The 17,717-nt window shown below is 61.5% G+C and carries 15 protein-coding genes; all 15 read left to right on the forward strand.

The features are described from left to right. Positions 1–2 precede the first annotated feature (2 nt). The 15 genes from rsmH (at position 3) to ftsZ (ending at position 17,529) form a co-directional block, all read left to right on the forward strand. On the forward strand, positions 3–950 hold the full coding sequence (gene rsmH / locus DTF_RS0114665) for a 16S rRNA (cytosine(1402)-N(4))-methyltransferase RsmH (RefSeq protein WP_027715923.1): 948 nt from the start codon (positions 3–5) through the stop codon (positions 948–950). Positions 951–966: 16 nt separating this feature from the next. Continuing rightward, complete coding sequence (ftsL, locus tag DTF_RS0114670; protein ID WP_155890831.1) at positions 967–1,284, forward strand: cell division protein FtsL; 318 nt, start codon at positions 967–969, stop codon at positions 1,282–1,284. Further along, positions 1,284–3,260, forward strand: a complete 1,977-nt coding sequence (locus DTF_RS0114675; RefSeq protein ID WP_035057136.1) for a penicillin-binding protein — start codon at positions 1,284–1,286, stop codon at positions 3,258–3,260. The genes ftsL and DTF_RS0114675 overlap by 1 nt, the downstream gene beginning before the upstream one ends. Positions 3,261–3,310: 50 nt before the next feature. Beyond that, positions 3,311–4,822: a UDP-N-acetylmuramoyl-L-alanyl-D-glutamate--2,6-diaminopimelate ligase gene (locus tag DTF_RS0114680; RefSeq protein ID WP_027715926.1), complete on the forward strand. Its 1,512-nt coding sequence runs from the start codon at positions 3,311–3,313 to the stop codon at positions 4,820–4,822. Beyond that, positions 4,819–6,213: a UDP-N-acetylmuramoyl-tripeptide--D-alanyl-D-alanine ligase gene (gene murF, locus DTF_RS0114685; RefSeq protein WP_027715927.1), complete on the forward strand. Its 1,395-nt coding sequence runs from the start codon at positions 4,819–4,821 to the stop codon at positions 6,211–6,213. The genes DTF_RS0114680 and murF overlap by 4 nt, the downstream gene beginning before the upstream one ends. Before the next feature lie 11 nt (positions 6,214–6,224). Further along, entirely contained in the window at positions 6,225–7,301 is a 1,077-nt protein-coding gene (mraY, locus tag DTF_RS0114690; protein ID WP_027715928.1) for a phospho-N-acetylmuramoyl-pentapeptide-transferase, read from the forward strand. Between the two features lies 1 nt (position 7,302). Continuing rightward, positions 7,303–8,661: a UDP-N-acetylmuramoyl-L-alanine--D-glutamate ligase gene (murD, locus tag DTF_RS0114695; protein WP_027715929.1), complete on the forward strand. Its 1,359-nt coding sequence runs from the start codon at positions 7,303–7,305 to the stop codon at positions 8,659–8,661. A gap of 3 nt (positions 8,662–8,664) precedes the next feature. Beyond that, on the forward strand, positions 8,665–9,771 hold the full coding sequence (ftsW, locus tag DTF_RS0114700) for a putative lipid II flippase FtsW (protein WP_027715930.1): 1,107 nt from the start codon (positions 8,665–8,667) through the stop codon (positions 9,769–9,771). Next, positions 9,768–10,844 (forward strand): undecaprenyldiphospho-muramoylpentapeptide beta-N-acetylglucosaminyltransferase, encoded by a 1,077-nt coding sequence (murG, locus tag DTF_RS0114705; RefSeq protein ID WP_027715931.1) that lies wholly within the window; start codon positions 9,768–9,770, stop codon positions 10,842–10,844. The genes ftsW and murG overlap by 4 nt, the downstream gene beginning before the upstream one ends. 92 nt (positions 10,845–10,936) lie before the next feature. After that, positions 10,937–12,313 carry a UDP-N-acetylmuramate--L-alanine ligase gene (gene murC / locus DTF_RS0114710; RefSeq protein WP_027715932.1) on the forward strand — a complete coding sequence of 459 codons (1,377 nt, stop codon included), beginning with the start codon at positions 10,937–10,939 and terminating at the stop codon, positions 12,311–12,313. Beyond that, the gene (gene murB / locus DTF_RS0114715; protein WP_027715933.1) at positions 12,310–13,218 is read left to right on the forward strand and encodes a UDP-N-acetylmuramate dehydrogenase; all 909 of its coding nucleotides are present in this window, start codon (positions 12,310–12,312) and stop codon (positions 13,216–13,218) included. Before murC ends, murB begins: the two co-directional genes overlap by 4 nt. After that, entirely contained in the window at positions 13,215–14,141 is a 927-nt protein-coding gene (locus tag DTF_RS0114720; protein WP_027715934.1) for a D-alanine--D-alanine ligase, read from the forward strand. The genes murB and DTF_RS0114720 overlap by 4 nt, the downstream gene beginning before the upstream one ends. 79 nt (positions 14,142–14,220) lie before the next feature. Further along, positions 14,221–15,054, forward strand: coding sequence for a cell division protein FtsQ/DivIB (locus DTF_RS0114725; RefSeq protein ID WP_051361330.1), 834 nt, complete (start codon positions 14,221–14,223; stop codon positions 15,052–15,054). A 24-nt stretch (positions 15,055–15,078) separates the two neighbouring features. Beyond that, entirely contained in the window at positions 15,079–16,308 is a 1,230-nt protein-coding gene (gene ftsA / locus DTF_RS0114730; protein ID WP_027715936.1) for a cell division protein FtsA, read from the forward strand. Positions 16,309–16,383: 75 nt separating this feature from the next. After that, positions 16,384–17,529: a cell division protein FtsZ gene (ftsZ, locus tag DTF_RS0114735; RefSeq protein WP_027715937.1), complete on the forward strand. Its 1,146-nt coding sequence runs from the start codon at positions 16,384–16,386 to the stop codon at positions 17,527–17,529. Positions 17,530–17,717 lie beyond the last annotated feature (188 nt).

Here is a 17,717-nt window from a genome sequence, read left to right on the forward strand (position 1 = left end):
CCTTGGAAAAAGCGGAATTCATCCATAGATCCGTGATGCCCGCCGAGGTTATGGCATTTCTCGCCCCTATTCCCGGCGGCCTCTATCTGGACGGGACCGTCGGCGCCGGGGGGCATGCGCGTCTCATCCTCGAAGTTGCGGCCCCGGATGGCCTTCTGATCGGGCTGGACCGGGATCCGGAAGCCCTGGCGAAGGCCGCCGAGGTCCTGACCCCCTTCGGAAGCAGAGCCGTTCTGAGGCATGGAAATTTCTCCGAGGCCGCAGAAATCCTGGCTGAGCTCGGAGTGGACGGGCTGGATGGAATGCTTCTGGACCTGGGGGTTTCTTCATACCAGCTGGATGCGCCCGAACGGGGATTTTCCTTTCGCGTCGATGCACCGCTGGACATGCGGATGGACCCGACCACGGGAATGACGGCGGCGGAGGTGCTCAAGGATGCCGGGGCCGAGGAGTTGGCCCGGATCTTCAGGGAATACGGCGAGGAACGGTATGCCCGCCGGATTGCCCGGCGCATTGTGGATACTCGCCGTGAGCATCCCCTGGAAACCACCCGCCAACTGGCGGACTTCGTGAGGGAGACGGTCCCCGGCGGAATGATTCCCTCGCGGATTCATCCGGCCACCCGGGTCTTTCAGGCTCTAAGAATTCACGTCAATGGAGAGCTGGAGCATGTCTCCCGTGGCGTCTCCCGGGCAATCGATCTATTAAAGCCGGAAGGCAGGCTGGTGGTCATCAGTTTTCATTCCCTGGAGGATCGCATCGTCAAGCGGATTTTTCAGGATGAGGCTGCAGGGTGCATCTGTCCGCCGCGTCTTCCGGTCTGTGTCTGCAACAAGGCTCCGCGAGTCGAACTTCTGACCCGCAGGGTCGTCCGGGCGACGGAGGAAGAGGTGGAAGCCAATCCCCGGGCTCGCAGTGCTGTTCTTCGGGCTGTTCGCCGCTGCCCTTGATATCAAGGAGGATGCCATGTCCGATACTATTTTAAGACCCATTCCCAAGATTAACGGTTTCTCCCTCCAACGCCCCCGTTTATGGTTCCTGTTCACCTTTATCGCCCTCCTGCTGGCGGTCTCTCTCTTTTTCGTCTGGTCCCGCATTCAGGTGGTCAATCTGGCCTATGACATCTCCAGTCTTGAAGGGCGCATGCGCGGCATGCAGCAGGAAACTCAGCGTCTTCGACTGGAGGCGGCCAGCCTGCGAAGCCTGGCTCGTATAGAACGGTTTGCCGTAAGCGAATTGGGGCTGCGCCTGCCTGCTCCCGATCAGGTAGTTATCGTCGACTGATGGATGCCCAGGAGAAATGGGTTCGCTTTCGCATCCGCCTTGTCGGATTCTGTTTCATCGCAGCGTTCGCCCTGATCTCGGTGCGGGCTTTCCAACTCCAGGTTCTCGGTCAGGAAGAGTGGCAGAAGCGGGCCGAACGCCAGCACCAGAAGATCATTCCTCTCACCCCTCAAAGGGGTACCATCTTCGATCGCAACGGCGAGGAACTTGCATTGAGCGTAGAGGTTGATTCCATCTTTGCGGAACCCCGAAAGATGTCGAACTCCGCGGCCGTGGCCGGGCCTCTGGCGGCGGCGCTTTCGCTGCCCCGTTCAGCAATCGAGGCCAAGCTGAATTCGAACCGGGGGTTTGTCTGGGTCAAGCGTCAGGTCCCGCCGAGGGAGAGCGCGAAAGTTCGAGAGCTGAACCTGCCGGGAATCAATTTTGTCAAGGAACATCGCCGGTATTATCCGAATTCGGAGGTCGGGGCCCAGGTTCTCGGCTTTACCGGCCTTGACCCCAAAGGGCTGGAGGGGCTGGAACTCAGGTACGACTCGGTGATGCTGGGCCAGGAAGGTTATCTTGTCACGGAGCGGGATGCGCTTGGGCGGGGGATGGGAGGTGGCGGTCCGGCGATCAAGGGTGGCAGCCGGGGAAGCGATATCCATCTGACCCTGGACAAGAATCTCCAGTATATCGCTGAGAAAGAATTGGCCGCCGGTGTGAACGAGGCGAAGGCGCGGGCAGGAACCGTCGTGGTGATGGAGCCCAGGACGGGTAAAATTCTGGCCATGGCCAGTCAGCCCGACTATAATCCGAACGCCTTTTATAATTACCGTCCCGCCCAGTGGCGCAATCGGGCTCTGTGCGACACCTTCGAGCCGGGTTCAACCATGAAGGTTTTCGTCCTGGCCGCCGCGCTGAACGAGAAAACAATTCGACCCGGCGAGGCGATAGACTGTGAAAAGGGGACGTACGCGGTTGGCGGAAAGGTCATTCACGACCACCACCCCTACGGCAATCTGACAATTGCTGAGGTCCTCAAGTACAGTTCCAACATCGGGGCAGCGAAAGTCGGAAAGTCCCTGGAGCGTGAGCGGCTCTATCGATATCTGACCGATTTTGGTTTCGGGAATCTGTCAGGCCTGGATTTGCCGGGTGAGGTTGAAGGAGTGCTTCGCAAGCCTTCCCGGTGGTTTGAAGTCGATCTTGCCGCCATCTCTTTCGGCCAGGGAATGACGGTCACTCCGATACAGCTCGCCAGTGCCACCGCGGCTATTGCGAACGGAGGCTCCCTTATGGCACCTTATGTGGTGGAGCGAGTCGTCGATAGTTTCGGCGAGACTGCCGAGAGTCGGAAACCCCGGAAGGTGCGCCAGGTCGTCTCCCCGGAAGTTGCCCATCGCATGCGCGAAATGATGGCTATGACCACTGAAGAAGGAGGAACCGGAACTCTTGCCGCCGTTCCGGGATTCAGAGTTGCGGGTAAAACCGGTACGGCCCAGAAGGTCGATCCCGTGACGGGAGGATATTCGGTGGACAAACGGATTTCTTCCTTCGTTGGTTTTGTTCCCGCCGAAGATCCTCGACTGGTTGTTCTCGTAATTATGGATGAACCGTCGGGCAAGACTTATGGAGGACTCGTGGCCGCCCCGGTCTTCTCGCGGATCGCCGACCAGGCCCTGCGTTATCTGAGGGTCGCGCCGACAGAACCCGGAACGCTAAATCCGCTCCCGCTGTACGTGGAGAAAAAAACCGCCTCTTCGCCCAAGGCGGTCGTCGCATTTCAGGGGCAGGAGCCGGAACAGCATGAAGGGGCTCCCCGCATGCCCGACTGCGTCGGCATGAGCAGCCGCCAGGTATTGCAGACGATGGGGCGTACCGGACTCAATATCAAGCTGAAGGGCAATGGTCGGGTGGTGGAGCAGTCGCCACCTGCCGGCAGACCCATAAAATTCGGCGCGGAGGTTTGGGTGAGGCTGGCGCCCCCCGCGTGAAAAAAATCCCTTTGACTTTTATCGGCTAGGGGAGGAAGATAGTTGATTCTATGAAGATTTCAGCCCTGCTAGACAACCTGACCCCACGCCGGGTCGACGGACCGCCGGACACCGAAATCACGGGTCTTTATCACGACTCTCGCCAGGTGCTGCCCGGGGGAGCTTTTTTCGCCCTGCGCGGCGCATTGACCGATGGACACCGGTTCATCGACGATGCCCTGGCGAGGGGTGCCTCCGCAGTCTTCATGGAGGAGAAGAGGCCTTTGCCGGACGGTGTCGTCGGCGTTCTGCTCGATGACGCCCGCCAGGCGATGGGCAGGGTCGCGGCCGCATTTTATGGCAACCCGACCGCTGGAATTCCCGTGGCTGGAGTGACGGGGACCAACGGCAAGACCACGATCACTTATCTGCTCGAATCGATTTTGAATGTGGCCGGCAGACGTCCGGCCGTCATCGGAACGATCAATTACCGCTTTGGAGTAACGCAGATCCCGGCGCCGCACACGACCCCCGAATCGACGGATCTGTTCCGGACCATCGCCGATTTTCGACGTCAGGGAGCCGGCGCCCTGGTCATGGAGGTCTCCTCCCATGCCCTCGACCAGCATCGGGTGGAGGAGGTCCGTTTCAGTGTGGGGATTTTCACGAATCTCACCCCTGAACATCTCGACTACCACCAGGATATGGAAGGGTATTTCGCCACCAAGCGGCGGCTTCTGACCGATTTGCTGGAGTCCGCGGGCGGCCGCGCCGTGATCAACATCGACGATGAGTACGGCCGACGGATTGCCTCAGAGCTTCCCGGCTCCCTGACCTGCGGCCGAGACGAAAAGGCTCGTGTCCGGCCTCTCGAGATGACCGTCTCTCTGAGGGGGATTGAAGGAATGGTGGACACGCCGGTCGGCTCCTTCCACCTGAAATCCCCCCTGCTTGGCACATTCAATCTGCAGAATCTCCTGTGCGCCGCCGGCGCCGCGGTGGCGATGGATATTCCCCTGGAGGTCATCTCCGAGGGGCTCGCCGGTGCGCCGCAGGTACCCGGCCGGATGGAGCGGATAGAGAACGACCGTGACGCATTGATACTGGTCGATTACGCCCATACGGGCGACGCTCTGGAGAAGGTCCTGAGCACCCTTCAGGACCTTTCCCCCCGCCGGATCATTACCGTCTTCGGATGCGGCGGCGACCGGGACCGGGGCAAACGTCCGGTGATGGGGGAGGTCGCCGCCCGATTTTCGGACTTGACGGTTCTTACCTCGGACAACCCCCGCTCGGAGGATCCTCTTGCCATCCTGGAGGAGATCCGTATGGGAGTAAGGCGCATCTGCGAGAGGGAATTGACCCGGAAAGAAGCCCTTGCCGGAGAGGAAAAAGGGTTCGTGATCATTCCGGATCGTCGAGAAGCCATCTCCTTTGCCGTCGAGGCCCTTCACCCGGGCGAACTTCTGCTGGTGGCGGGCAAGGGACACGAGGATTATCAGATCATCGGCAGGGAGCGGCGTCATTTCGACGATCGGGAGGAACTGCGCCGGGCTCTCACCCGGGGAGAGAGGAAGCCATGAAACTCACCCTCCAGCAACTCGCCCAGATCCTTGGGGCGGACATTACCCCCTCCGGCGCCCGGGCGACCGTCAGCGGCATCTCCACGGACAGCCGGACCGTCGGCCGGGGGGAATTGTTCGTCCCCTTGCGCGGCGACCGGTTCGACGGGCATGATTTTCTTTGCCAGGCAGCCCGCCAGGGGGCGGCCGCCTGCCTGAGCGAGGAAGTTCTTTCCGGCTTTCCCGTGCCCGTCATACGAGTGGAGAACACCCTGGCCGCCTTGGGCAATTTGGCGGCTTCGCTGCGCCGGGGTTTTTCTGGTCCCGTCATCGCGGTGACGGGTTCCTCCGGCAAGACCACGACCAAGGAAATGCTCTCCGCCATTCTCTCCCTCTCGGATGTAGGGCTCAAGACCGCCGGCAATTTCAATAACCTGATCGGTCTGCCGCTGACTCTCTTCCGTCTTGAGCCGCGGCACCGGTGGGCCATCCTCGAGATGGGGATGAGCGCCCGCCGCGAGATCGCCCGTCTTGCCGAGATCGCCGATCCGACGGTCGGGGTGATTACCAATGTGGGCCCTGCCCACCTGGAAACTCTTTTAAACCTGGACGGCGTTGCCCGGGCCAAGGGGGAGCTCTTTGCCGCCCTGAAGCCGGGGGGGACGGCGGTCATCAACGCAGACGACGAACTGGTGGCGCAATTGCCCGTCGCCAACGGCGTGAGACGCCTTCTGTTCGGGACTTCCCCGGAAGCGCAGGTGCGGGCGGAGGAAATCGAAGTGACCGGAGAGGCGGTCTGCTTTCGCCTCCTTGTTCCCGAAGGGGAGCGTTTCGTCACTCTGAAGGTGCCGGGACGCCATAACGTATCCAATGCCCTGGCCGCCGCGGCGGCGGCGGCCTCTGTGGGCGTCGGAATCGATCTCATCGTCAGGGGGCTGGAGAACTTCACCCCCGTCTCCGGACGGATGGAAGTTGTCCGGGGGGAAGACGGCGTTCTCTTCATCGAGGACGGTTACAATGCCAACCCCCTCTCGGTGCGCGTGGCTCTGGAAGCCCTCGATGAAATGGGGGGCTCCGGACGGCGTGTCGCCGTGCTGGGAGACATGCTCGAGCTCGGCAGCGGCTCCGACGGCTTCCATCGCGAAGCGGGATGGGTGGCGGCCAGGCGTTGCGACTATCTCCTGCTGATGGGGGGGATGGCCGAGCACACCTCGGCGGGAGCCCGGGAAAGGGGGATGCAGAGCGACCGTGTCCGGGTTGTCGGCTCCCATGACGAGGCGGCCGAATATCTGAGGAGAATCCTCAGGCCGGGGGATCGGGTCCTGATCAAGGGGTCCCGCGGGATGAAAATGGAAAAAATCGGAGCCGCCCTGAGGGCGCCTTCCTCGCCGCTTGCGGTCAACCATGGCTAGGCTTGGATAATATGCTGTATCATTTCCTCTATCCGCTGCATACGGAATTTTCGGTCCTGACCGTGTTTCGTTTCATCACGTTCAGAACCATCTACGCCACCATCACGGCTCTGGTGATTTCGTTTATTCTTGGCCCCTGGCTGATCCAGAAGCTCTCGAGCCTGCAGATCGGCCAGAGCATTCGCAAGGTGGGCCCCGAGTCCCATTTCAAGAAGGAAGGGACGCCGACCATGGGCGGGACCCTCATTCTGCTGGCCATCTTTCTGCCGACCATTCTCTGGGCCGACCTGGGCAACATCTATGTCTGGATTACCCTGATGGTCACCGTAGGCTTCGGGGTGGTGGGTTTTATCGACGATTACCGCAAAGTGAAGATGAAGAACAGCGAGGGCCTTTCGGCCCGCCAGAAGATGTTCTGGCTGCTGCTGATCTCTTTTTCGGCGGGTGTAGCGCTCTTTGCCTATCCACCCTTCCAGACCGTCCTCGTATTCCCCTTTTTCAAAGGATTGCGTCCAGACCTGGGATTGTTCTATATCCCCTTTGCCATGCTGGTGATCGTCGGGGCCGGCAATGCGGTCAATCTTACTGACGGTCTTGACGGCCTTGCGATCGGTCCCATGATCATCGCCACGGGAACTTACCTCCTCTTCGCCTATCTGGCCGGCAACGCCCGCCTTGCCGAATATCTGCAGATCAGCAGCGTGCAGGGCGCCGGAGAGCTGGCGGTGCTGTGCGGTGCGATGGTCGGGGCAGGGCTGGGATTTCTCTGGTTCAACAGCTATCCCGCGCAGGTCTTCATGGGGGACGTGGGAAGTCTCTCCCTCGGCGGAGCCCTGGGGACCATCGCGGTGATCACCAAGCAGGAAATCGTGCTGGTCATCGTGGGCGGCATATTCGTTATGGAGGCGCTCTCGGTCATTTTCCAGGTGACATCGTTTCGCTTCTACGGCAAGCGGATCTTCCGCATGGCCCCCATCCATCACCATTTCGAGCTCAAAGGATGGCCTGAACCGAAGATCATCGTCCGCTTCTGGATCATCAGCATTATCCTTGCCCTGGTCGGTCTGTCGACCCTGAAGCTGAGGTGATATGAAACGAGATTTCAGCCATAAGAAAGTGGTCGTGACGGGAGGCGGACGCACCGGGCTCGCCCTGGCCGACTATTTTCTCCGGCGCGGAGCGGAGGTCACTCTCTCGGACCGTCGTCCGGCAGCGCGCATTCCCGGTCTGCAGTCCCTGGAGGGGAAGGGCGTCAACCTGGATCTCGAAGGGCACACTCCGGAGCTCTTTACCTCTGCCGATCTTGTGGCCATCAGCCCGGGAGTGCCCCTTACGGCTCCGGCCGTGGCGGCTGCCCTCGCCGCAGGAGTGCCGGTGCTGGGCGAGATCGAGATCGCCTTTTCAGAGGTCTTCGCGCCGATCGTGGCCATCACCGGAACCAACGGGAAGTCGACCACCACCACCCTGATGGGGGAGATCTTCAAGGCCTGGGGAAAGAAGACCTTCGTCGGGGGAAATCTGGGAACTCCCCTGACCGAGGCGGTGGACGGCGAATGGGACTGGCTGGTGGCGGAGCTCTCCTCCTTTCAGCTCGAAGCGATTCATGAATTTCGTCCCCGCTATGCCCTGCTGCTCAACCTCAGCGAGGACCATCTTGACCGCTACCCCGACATGGACTCCTATGTGGCGGCCAAAGTACGGATTTTCGAGAACATGGACGGCGGGGACGTAGCCGTGCTGAATGCAGAGGATCCCATGGTCATCGAGGCGGCCGAAGGGATCGCGCCCCGGGTGGTGTTGTTTTCCTCCCGTCGGAAGCTTTCCTCGGGGATGGGGTTTGCCGACGGCGACATGGTCTGGCGCCGGGGCGATGATGAATATCGGTTTCCGGCAGGGGAATTGCTGCTCAAGGGGCTGCACAATATCGAGAACGTCATGGCGGCCCTTATCCCCCCGCTTATGGAGGGTTGCCCTCCGGAGCTCGCCTGGCGGACCGCCTGCGCCTTTGCGGGCCTCGACCACCGGATGGCCCCGGTGCGGGTTCTGGACGGTGTAACCTGGTACAACGATTCCAAGGGGACGAACGTCGGCAGCGTGGTCAAGAGCCTGGCCGGCCTTCCGGCCCCCGTGACCCTGATCGCCGGAGGGAAGGACAAGGGGGGTGATTACTCTCCGCTGGCCGATCCGGTTCGGGCGAAGGTTCGGCATCTGATTCTTATAGGTCAGGCCGGTCCCCGAATGGCGTCGGCTCTCGGCGAATTCACCCATACGGTCATGGCCGGCACCCTGGAGGAAGCGGTCCAGCGGGCCAGGGAAGTGACTCCGGAAGGCGGTTCGGTTCTTCTGTCGCCCGGATGTTCGAGTTTCGACATGTTCGAGAGTTTCGAGCAGCGGGGCGAGGTCTTCACCCGGGCGGTGCGGGCCTTGCCGGAGAGGAAGGCGATTTAGACGATGGAAATGAGGAGAGGATTCGATACCACGATTCTCCTGCTGGCGGTGGTGCTCACCTGCCTCGGCGTGGTCATGGTTTATTCCTCCTCTTCCGTCATGGCCGCCAAGCGTTATGCCGACGGCTTCTACTTTCTCAAGCGACAGGGCCTCTACGCACTGGCGGGATTCACGGTCCTGGCGGTGACAATGCGCATCGACTACCATATCCTGCGGCGGCTGGCGGTCCCTTTTTTCCTCGGCTGCGCGGTCCTTCTGGCTGCGGTGCTCATACCCGGAATCGGTTCCCATGCCGGCGGCGCCTCCCGCTGGATACGCCTGGGCGGCATCTCGATCCAGCCTTCGGAACTGGCGAAGCTCGGACTCATCATTTACATGGCCCATTCGCTGGCCAAGAAGCGCGACAAGGTCAAAAGCTTCAAACTCGGGTTCATCCCGTACATGGTTGTATTAGCCCTGCTCCTGGTTCTGTTGCTGATGCAGCCTGACCTTGGAAGCGCTCTCACCATGGGGGTTGTGGCCATGGTGATGCTCCTGGTGGCGGGAACCCGCTTCACCTATATCGTGTCCCTGGTAATCGTGGCCCTGCCGTTTCTGTATTTCGCGGTCATGAATGTGGACTATCGCCGCAAACGGATTCTATCCTTTCTCAATCCCTGGGACGATCCGACCAATACCGGTTTCCAGATCATTCAGAGCTGGATCGCTTTCGGCAGCGGCGGCCTGTTCGGCAACGGCCTGGGGGAAGGAAAACAGAAACTTTTCTATCTCCCCGAGGCGCATACGGATTTCATTTTTTCGGTGGTGGGGGAGGAGCTCGGATTCGTCGGCGTATTCGTGATCTCTGCCATGTTCCTGGTGCTGATCATGAGGGGTATTCGCGCCGCCCAGGGGGCTCCGGATGACTTCGGCCGATACCTCGCCTGCGGCGTGACCCTTCTGCTGGGTATGGAGGCGTTCGTCAATATTGCCGTCGTCATGGGGATGCTCCCCACCAAGGGAATGGCCCTGCCCTTTCTCTCCTACGGGGGAACGAGCCTGCTGACCACTCTGCTGGCGGTCGGAATACTGCTGAACATATCGAGTCACGCTCCGGGAGAACTGCGATGAAAATGCTGCTGGCCGGCGGCGGCACCGGCGGACATCTCTTCCCGGCCGTAGCCCTGGCCCAGCGCCTTCTGGAGCAGACGCCGGAGAGCGAAGTGCTCTTCGTCGGCACCGAACGGGGGATCGAGTCACGAATCCTGCCGGAACTCGGCCTTCCACTGGCGACCATCGATATCGCCGGGTTCGCCGGCAAGGGGATCGGGGGAAAGCTGGCCCTGATTCCCCGGCTCTTTAAAAGCGTGCACCAGTCACTGCGCATTCTCGACCGTTTCCGGCCTCAGGTCGTGGTTGGAGTCGGCGGATACGCATCGGGGCCGCTTCTGCTTGCGGCCCGTCTCAAGGGGTACCCGGTATTGATTCACGAGCAGAATGCCTGGCCCGGGCTGACCAATCGACTTCTGGCCCGGTGGGCGGAGCGGATCTGTCTCTCCTTTGCCGAGGCGGACCGGGCGTTCCATCACGGGGCCACAGTGCTGACCGGCAATCCGTTGCGCCGCGGCATGGAGGATTGTCCTCCCATCTCCCCGGATAACCCGCTGCTCCTGGTCTTCGGCGGCAGCCGGGGAGCCAGGGCCATTAACGAAGCCATGGTCCGTGCTCTGCCTCTTCTCGAGGAATTCCGGGGGCGGCTCGGCATTCTGCACCAGACCGGGGCTGAGGATGTGGAATGGACCCGGGAGGAATATCGACAGGCCGGCTGGGACCCGAACGGGGTGGTGCCGTTCATCAATGACATGGCCGACGCCTACGCCAGGGCCCACCTTGTTCTGTGCCGGGCCGGCGCAACGACGGTGGCCGAACTGACCGCCTGCGGTCGTCCGGCGATCATGGTGCCGTATCCCCATGCCGCCGGAGACCACCAGAGCGCCAATGCCCGGGCCCTGGCCCACAGGGGAGCGGCGTTGATGCTCCCCCAGTCCGAGCTTACGGCAGAGAACATCGCCCGGATCGCGGGAGACCTCCTCAGGGACCGGGAGCGGCTGCTGAACATGGCCGGCGTCGCCCGGTCGATGGGAAAAAGAGGGGCTTCCGACCTCATCCTGAGGGAATGCAGGGCGATAGCGAAGGAACGGTGATCTGTGATCAGTGATCGGTGAAGGTAGAAACCGATCCCCGACGAATCGTCAACCGATCACAGATCACGAATAACCAATCACGGATTTTAGATATGTACGGAAAAATAAGAAAAATCCACTTTATCGGCATCGGCGGCATCGGCATGAGCGGGATAGCTGAAGTTCTTCTCAACCTTGGCTACCAGGTCTCCGGCTCCGATCTCAGGGAAACGGAGATCACCCGCAGGCTGGGCGGACTCGGAGGCGAGATCGTCTACGGACATCAGGCCGAAAACGTTCGAGAGGTGGACGTCGTGGTCACCTCCACCGCGGTGAAGGGCGACAACCCTGAAGTCCTCGAAGCACACCGCAGGCTCATCCCCGTCATCCCCCGGGCCGAAATGCTGGCGGAGCTGATGAGGATGAAGTTCGGCATCGCCGTGGCGGGAACCCACGGAAAGACGACGACCACCAGCATGGTCGCCACCATCCTTTCCCACGCCGGCATTGATCCGACGGCGGTGATCGGAGGCCGTCTCGACTCCCTCGGCTCCAACGCCAAACTGGGGCAGGGGAAGTTTCTGGTGGCCGAGGCGGACGAGTCGGACGGCTCCTTCCTCCACCTCTCGCCCACCATTGCCGTGGTGACCAACATCGATGCCGACCACCTTGATTTTTACCGGGACCTGGACGAGATCAAGGAAGTCTTCGTCGATTTCATCAACAAGGTCCCCTTTTACGGGACGGCGGTTCTGTGTCTCGATGATCCCAACATCCAGGGGATCGTGCCCCAGGTCAAGAAACGGTTCGTGACCTACGGGTTGGCCGGACAGGCGGACTTCAGGGCCACCGATATCGAGCACCGGGAGGATCGCACCACCTTTTCGGTGCACCATCACGACTCGCGCCTGGGTTCACTCACTCTGCGCATGCCGGGGCGGCACAATGTCCTGAACGCCCTGGCGGCCGTGGCCGTGGCCGTGGAGCTGGATATCCCCTTCGCCGCGATTGCCGAAGGAATGCAGGACTTCGGCGGGGTGCAGAGGCGTTTCCAGGTCAAGTACAACGAAGAGGGAATCATGGTGGTCGATGATTATGGACACCATCCCGCTGAAATCAAAGCGACCCTGGCGGCGGCCCGATCCGGCTGGGACCGAAGGGTGGTGGCGGTGTTCCAGCCTCATCGCTTCAGCCGCACCCGGGCCCTGTTCGAGGATTTTCTCACCGCCTTTTACCAGGCCGACCACGTGGTGGTCATGGATGTCTATTCGGCGGGAGAGGAGCCGATTCCCGGAGTGAGTTCCGAAGCACTGGCAGCAGGAATCGGCGAACACGGGCACAAGCATGTGCTCCACATCGCCGAGCGCGACGCTGTGGCGGCGCATCTGATGTCGGTTGTCCGGGAGGGGGATATCGTCATCACCCTGGGGGCGGGAAACGTCTGGCAGGTGGGGGAACAACTGATACGGCATCTGAAGGAAAAAGGGTGACTCGTTCATTCATTGAAAAACTGCAGAGGACTCTGGCCGGAAAGGTTCTGGAGAACGAACCCCTTGCCCGCCACACCACGTGGCGGGTGGGAGGGACGGCCCGGATCTTCATCGTTCCGGCGGACCACCGTGATCTGCTGAAGGCGCTGGCGCTGCTGCGCGAAGCGCAAGTGTCGTGGCTGCCCCTCGGCGCCGGCAGCAATCTGCTGGTCAGGGACGGAGGCATCCGGGGCGCGGTGATCCACACGGTCGCGTTGCGGGAGCTGCACATGGAAGACGGGGGGATGGTGCGGGCCGGCGCCGGTCTGCCCCTGATGACCCTGATCCGGGAAACGTCCCGCCGGGGTCTGGCGGGGCTGGAGGCACTGGCGGGAATTCCCGGGACGGTCGGCGGTGCGGTCGCCATGAACGCCGGCGCCGGCGGTCAGGAGCTGAGCGGGGTGCTGAGATCGGTCATCCTGGCCGGGGAAGAAGGGGAGGATGAGTGGTCCGCGGAGAGGCTGAATTTCGGTTACCGCTCCTCGGCGCTTCCGGGGGATAAAGTGGTAACGGCGGCGCACCTGCGCTTCCGTCCGGCCGATGCCGCGGCGCTGGCGAAGGAGGTCCGCACCCGAATCGCGCTCCGGAGGGATGCGCAGAGCGTCGGCGCCCCCAACGCCGGATCAGTCTTCAAGAATCCGCCCGGCCTTTCCGCCTGGCGCCTGATCGACGAAGCGGGGCTGCGGGGACTTACGGCCGGGGGGGCTATGGTGGCTCAGAAACACGCCAACTTCATCGTCAACCGCGGAGGCGCGACGGCCGGCGACATTCTGGCACTGATCCACGGCATCCGGGAAAAGGTTCTGAAGCAAACCGGCATCGAGCTGGAGCCGGAAGTGAGGATTGTGGGAGAGGAAGTTTCATGACCCGGGATGAATTGAAAAAGAAGAAGATCGCCGTTCTGATGGGCGGACTATCCGCTGAGCGGGAAATCTCCCTGCGCACCGGTCAGGCGGTCTTGAACGCCCTGCAGAAGGCCGGATACCGAGCCAGCGCCCTGGACGCGGACCGTAACCTGGCATCGCGCCTGGTCGAAGAAGAAATCGAGGTGGCCTTCATCGCCCTTCATGGGAGATACGGAGAGGACGGCACGGTTCAAGGACTTCTGGAGATGCTGCAGATCCCCTATACCGGCAGCGGAGTACTGGCCTCCAGCGTCGCCATGGACAAAGTGACCACAAAGAAAATTCTTCTTTACCATGAACTCCCCACCCCCGGCTTCGAAGTCTACCGCCGCGGCGACGACCGGCAGGCTCTGATGAGTCGCTGCCGTCATTACCCGCTGGTGGTCAAGCCGGCGAGGGAAGGATCGACCATCGGAGTGAGCATCGTCCGCAATGCGGACGAACTCGGGCAGGGGCTGGACGAAGCCCTCCGGTGCGATGACCTCGTGCTGGTGGAGGATTACATCAAGGGGATGGAAATCACGGTCGGCGTTCTCGGCGGAGAAGCCCTTCCCATTATTCAGGTTGTGCCCAAGGGGGGATTTTACGACTTCAACGCCAAGTACACGGGGGGGCAGACCGAGTATATTCTTCCCGCCCCCCTGGACGGGGCGCTTTACGAAAGGATTCGCCAGGTGGCCGTGGAAGCATCCCGGGCGCTTGGCTGCGCCGGAGCGGTCCGGGTCGATTTCATGGTGCGGGAGAGGGAGTTCTACTGTCTGGAAGTAAATACGATCCCTGGAATGACCGAAACCAGCCTGCTGCCCAAGGCCGCGGCGCATGCCGGGATCTCTTTCGGCGAACTGACCCAGCGGATTCTCGAAGGAGCTGCGCTTGGGAAATAATTGTTTGAATGTTATCAGACTCAGGTTTTACAATTCATCAAGATCTTAAAACAAAATTCGAGGTTCCAGAGTGAGGGATTTGAAATCCCAGAAACCGACCCGGACCAAGGGAAACCGGCGCAAGCGCAAGAAAGAGGCGCGGGACTGGAAGAAGTTTTTCCACCGGTTTCTGCGCATCTCGATCTTCGCCGGCAGCGTCGCCCTCGTGGCCAGCGCAACCGTGCTGGTGGGCCGCCTGCTTTCCGATTCGGACTTCTTCCGCATCGACAGCGTCCGGGTGGCGGACCTTCAGAGGGTCAGCCGGGAAGAGATTCTTTCCCTCTCCGATATCCAGCCCGGGATGAACATCTTCAATCTCGATCTGGAGATGATCGGCCGGAAGATCGAAGAGAACCCCTGGATCTCAACCGCCTCCGTTCAGAGGATTTTCCCCCGGGAGGTGAGCATCCAGGTGACCGAAAGGGTGCCGCGGGCAGTGGTGTCTCTGGGATATCTCTATTATGCCGACGAATCGGGGGAAATTTTCAAGCTCCTGGATCCCGAGGACCGACTCGATTATCCGCTGGTAACCGGTCTGGACCGGAGCGACGTTCTGGATAATCCGGCAACGGCCCGCCGCCACCTGAAGGAGGCCATGGTCCTGCTGGAGGACCTTGCCGACAGAAAACGGTTCAATCTGGATGATGTTTCCGAGCTGCATATCGATCAGACGGAAGGATTCATTGTTTATACCTATTACGGCGGAGTCCCCGTCCGGATGGGGTGGGGTAATTTTACCGGTAAGCTGGATCGCCTGGAGAGCATTTACCGGGACCTGGAACCGAGACTCTCGACCCTCAAGCACATTGACCTGAATGTCGCCGATCGGGTGATCGTCAAGCTTGAAGCCAGGGGGCCGAATGAAAAGGGATAGCATTCAAGGGGGAAAGGGAGAACGATGAGCAACAGAAAAGAAAACCTGGTCGTGGGACTGGATATCGGCACCACCAAGATCTGCGCCATAGTCGGGAGCCTTACCGATGAAGGTCTGGACATTGTCGGGATCGGCACCAGTCCTTCCAAAGGGCTGCGAAAAGGGGTGGTGATCAATATCGAGAGCACCGTCGAGGCGATCCGCAAGGCGCTGCAGGAGGCGGAGCTCATGGCCGGCTGCGAGATCAAGTCGGTCTTCGCCGGAATCGCCGGAGGCCACATAAAGGGTTTCAATTCCCAGGGGGTCATCGCGATCAAGAACCGGGAGGTCAACAACGACGACATCCGCCGGGTGATCGATGCGGCCAAGGCCATCGCCATTCCCATGGACCGGGAAGTGATCCACATCCTCCCCCAGGAATTCATCATCGACGACCAGGACGGCATCAAGGAGCCTCTCGGGATGAGCGGCGTCCGCCTCGAGGCCAAGGTGCACATCGTCACCGGGGCCGTGGCCAGCGCCCAGAACATCATCAAGAGCTGCAACCGGGGCGGCGTTGATGTGGCCGATATCGTTCTCGAGCAGCTCGCCTCCTCCGAGGCGGTCCTCTCCCCAGACGAGAAGGAACTAGGGGTGGCCCTTATCGACATCGGCGGCGGCACCACCGACATCGCCATCTTCGTCGACGGCGCCATCAAGCACACCTCGGTGCTCTCGCTGGGCGGAAACCATCTGACCAACGACATCGCCGTGGGGCTTCGCACCCCCATGGCCGATGCGGAAAAGATCAAGCAGCGCTTCGGCTGCTGCCTGACCTCCATGGTCGGCAAGGACGAAACCATCGAGGTCCCCTCGGTGGGCGGGCGCGAGCCGCGGGTGCTCTCACGCCAGCTCCTGGCCGAGATCCTGGAGCCCAGGGTCGAGGAGATCTTCACCCTGGTGAACCGGGAGATCGTCAAGAGCGGTTTCGAGGATCTGATCGCCTCGGGAGTGGTGATCACCGGCGGGACCTGCATCCTGCCCGGGATGCCGGAGCTGGCGGAGCAGATCTTCAATCTTCCGGTGCGCCGGGGGGTCCCCCAGGACATCGGCGGGCTGACCGACGTGGTCAACTCCCCCGTCTACGCCACGGGCGTCGGACTGGTCAAATACGGCAGCCGGAACCTGCAGTCCCGCAATTTCGTCATCGGCCAGACGAATGTTTTCGACAAGGTGGTCCGCCGGATGAAGGAATGGTTCGGCGAGTTTTTCTAATTGATATAATCGGATGTTCAACAAACGGTCGGGGATGCGGAGACACTCCGGCCACACAGGAGAAGGGAGGGAGTCATGTTCGAATTTGATGAGAGCATCGATCAGACGGCCAAGATCAAGGTCATCGGCGCCGGCGGCGGAGGAGGCAACGCGGTCAACACCATGATCCTGTCGCAGGTGGAGGGGGTGGAGTTCATCGCCGCCAACACCGATGCGCAGGCGCTCAAGAACAGCCGGGCGCCGATGAAGATCCAGCTCGGCAGCAAGCTGACCAAGGGGCTCGGAGCCGGAGCCAATCCCGAGGTCGGGCGCGAGGCCGCCATGGAGGACAAGGCCCGCATCGCCGAGATCCTCCAGGGCGCCGACATGGTGTTCATCGCCGTCGGCCTGGGAGGCGGAACCGGAACCGGGGCCGCTCCGGTCATCGCCGAGGTGGCCAAGGAGCTTGGAGCCCTGACCGTGGGAGTGGTGACCAAACCCTTCTCCCGCGAAGGAAAACAGCGCCAGAAGAAGGCCGACGAGGGGGTGGAGTGCCTCAAAGGGGTGGTCGACTCGCTCATCGTCATCCCCAACGACCGGCTCCTCGGTCTGGCCGGCAAGAACATGAGCATCCTCGATGCCTTCAAGCCGTCGGACGACGTGCTGCGCCAGGCGGTGCAGGGGATCTCCGATCTCATCACCACCAGCGGCCTGATCAACGTCGACTTTGCCGACGTCAAGGCGATTATGAGCGAGCGCGGCATGGCGATGATGGGGATCGGCATCGCCGAAGGGGAAAGACGGGCGGCCGAGGCGGCCCAGAAGGCCATCAGCAGCCCCCTTCTGGAGGACATAGACATCTCCGGGGCCAAGGGGGTGCTGGTCAACATCTCCGGCTCCTCCAACATGACCATGGAGGAGTTCGACGAGGCTTCCCGCATCATCCACGAGAAGGTGCACGAAGACGCCAACATCATCATCGGCCTGGTGATCAACGAGGATCTGGGGGATCAGATCAAGATCACCGCCATCGCCACCGGCTTCGGCGCCTCCTTTGAAAAGGGACGCCGGCACGCCGAAGAGCTCAAGAGCCGGGCCGCCACGACGATGGGGAAGGTCGACCGCGATCTGCCCACCTTCATCCGCGACCGGCAGAAGGAAAACCCCCGCGCCCTGCGCTCCACCATGCGCGAGGATGAGGAGTTCGACATCCCCACCTTCCTGCGCAAGCGCGTCGACTGAGGCTGCGCATCGGGCCCCGTGCCCGGGCGCTCCTCCGTCTCCTGATTCACTGCTGTCAGACCCCCGCCGGTTCTCCGCCCGGCAACCGGGGGATCTGTCTATCTGTCTGTTATGTGACGTCGACTCCCTCGTCAACGGGGGACCGCCTGGTGCGGTCCCCTTTTCTTTTGGGACCGCCGGCGGGAACG

The sequence above is a fragment of the Desulfuromonas sp. TF genome (assembly GCF_000472285.1).
Lineage (GTDB): Bacteria > Desulfobacterota > Desulfuromonadia > Desulfuromonadales > ATBO01 > ATBO01.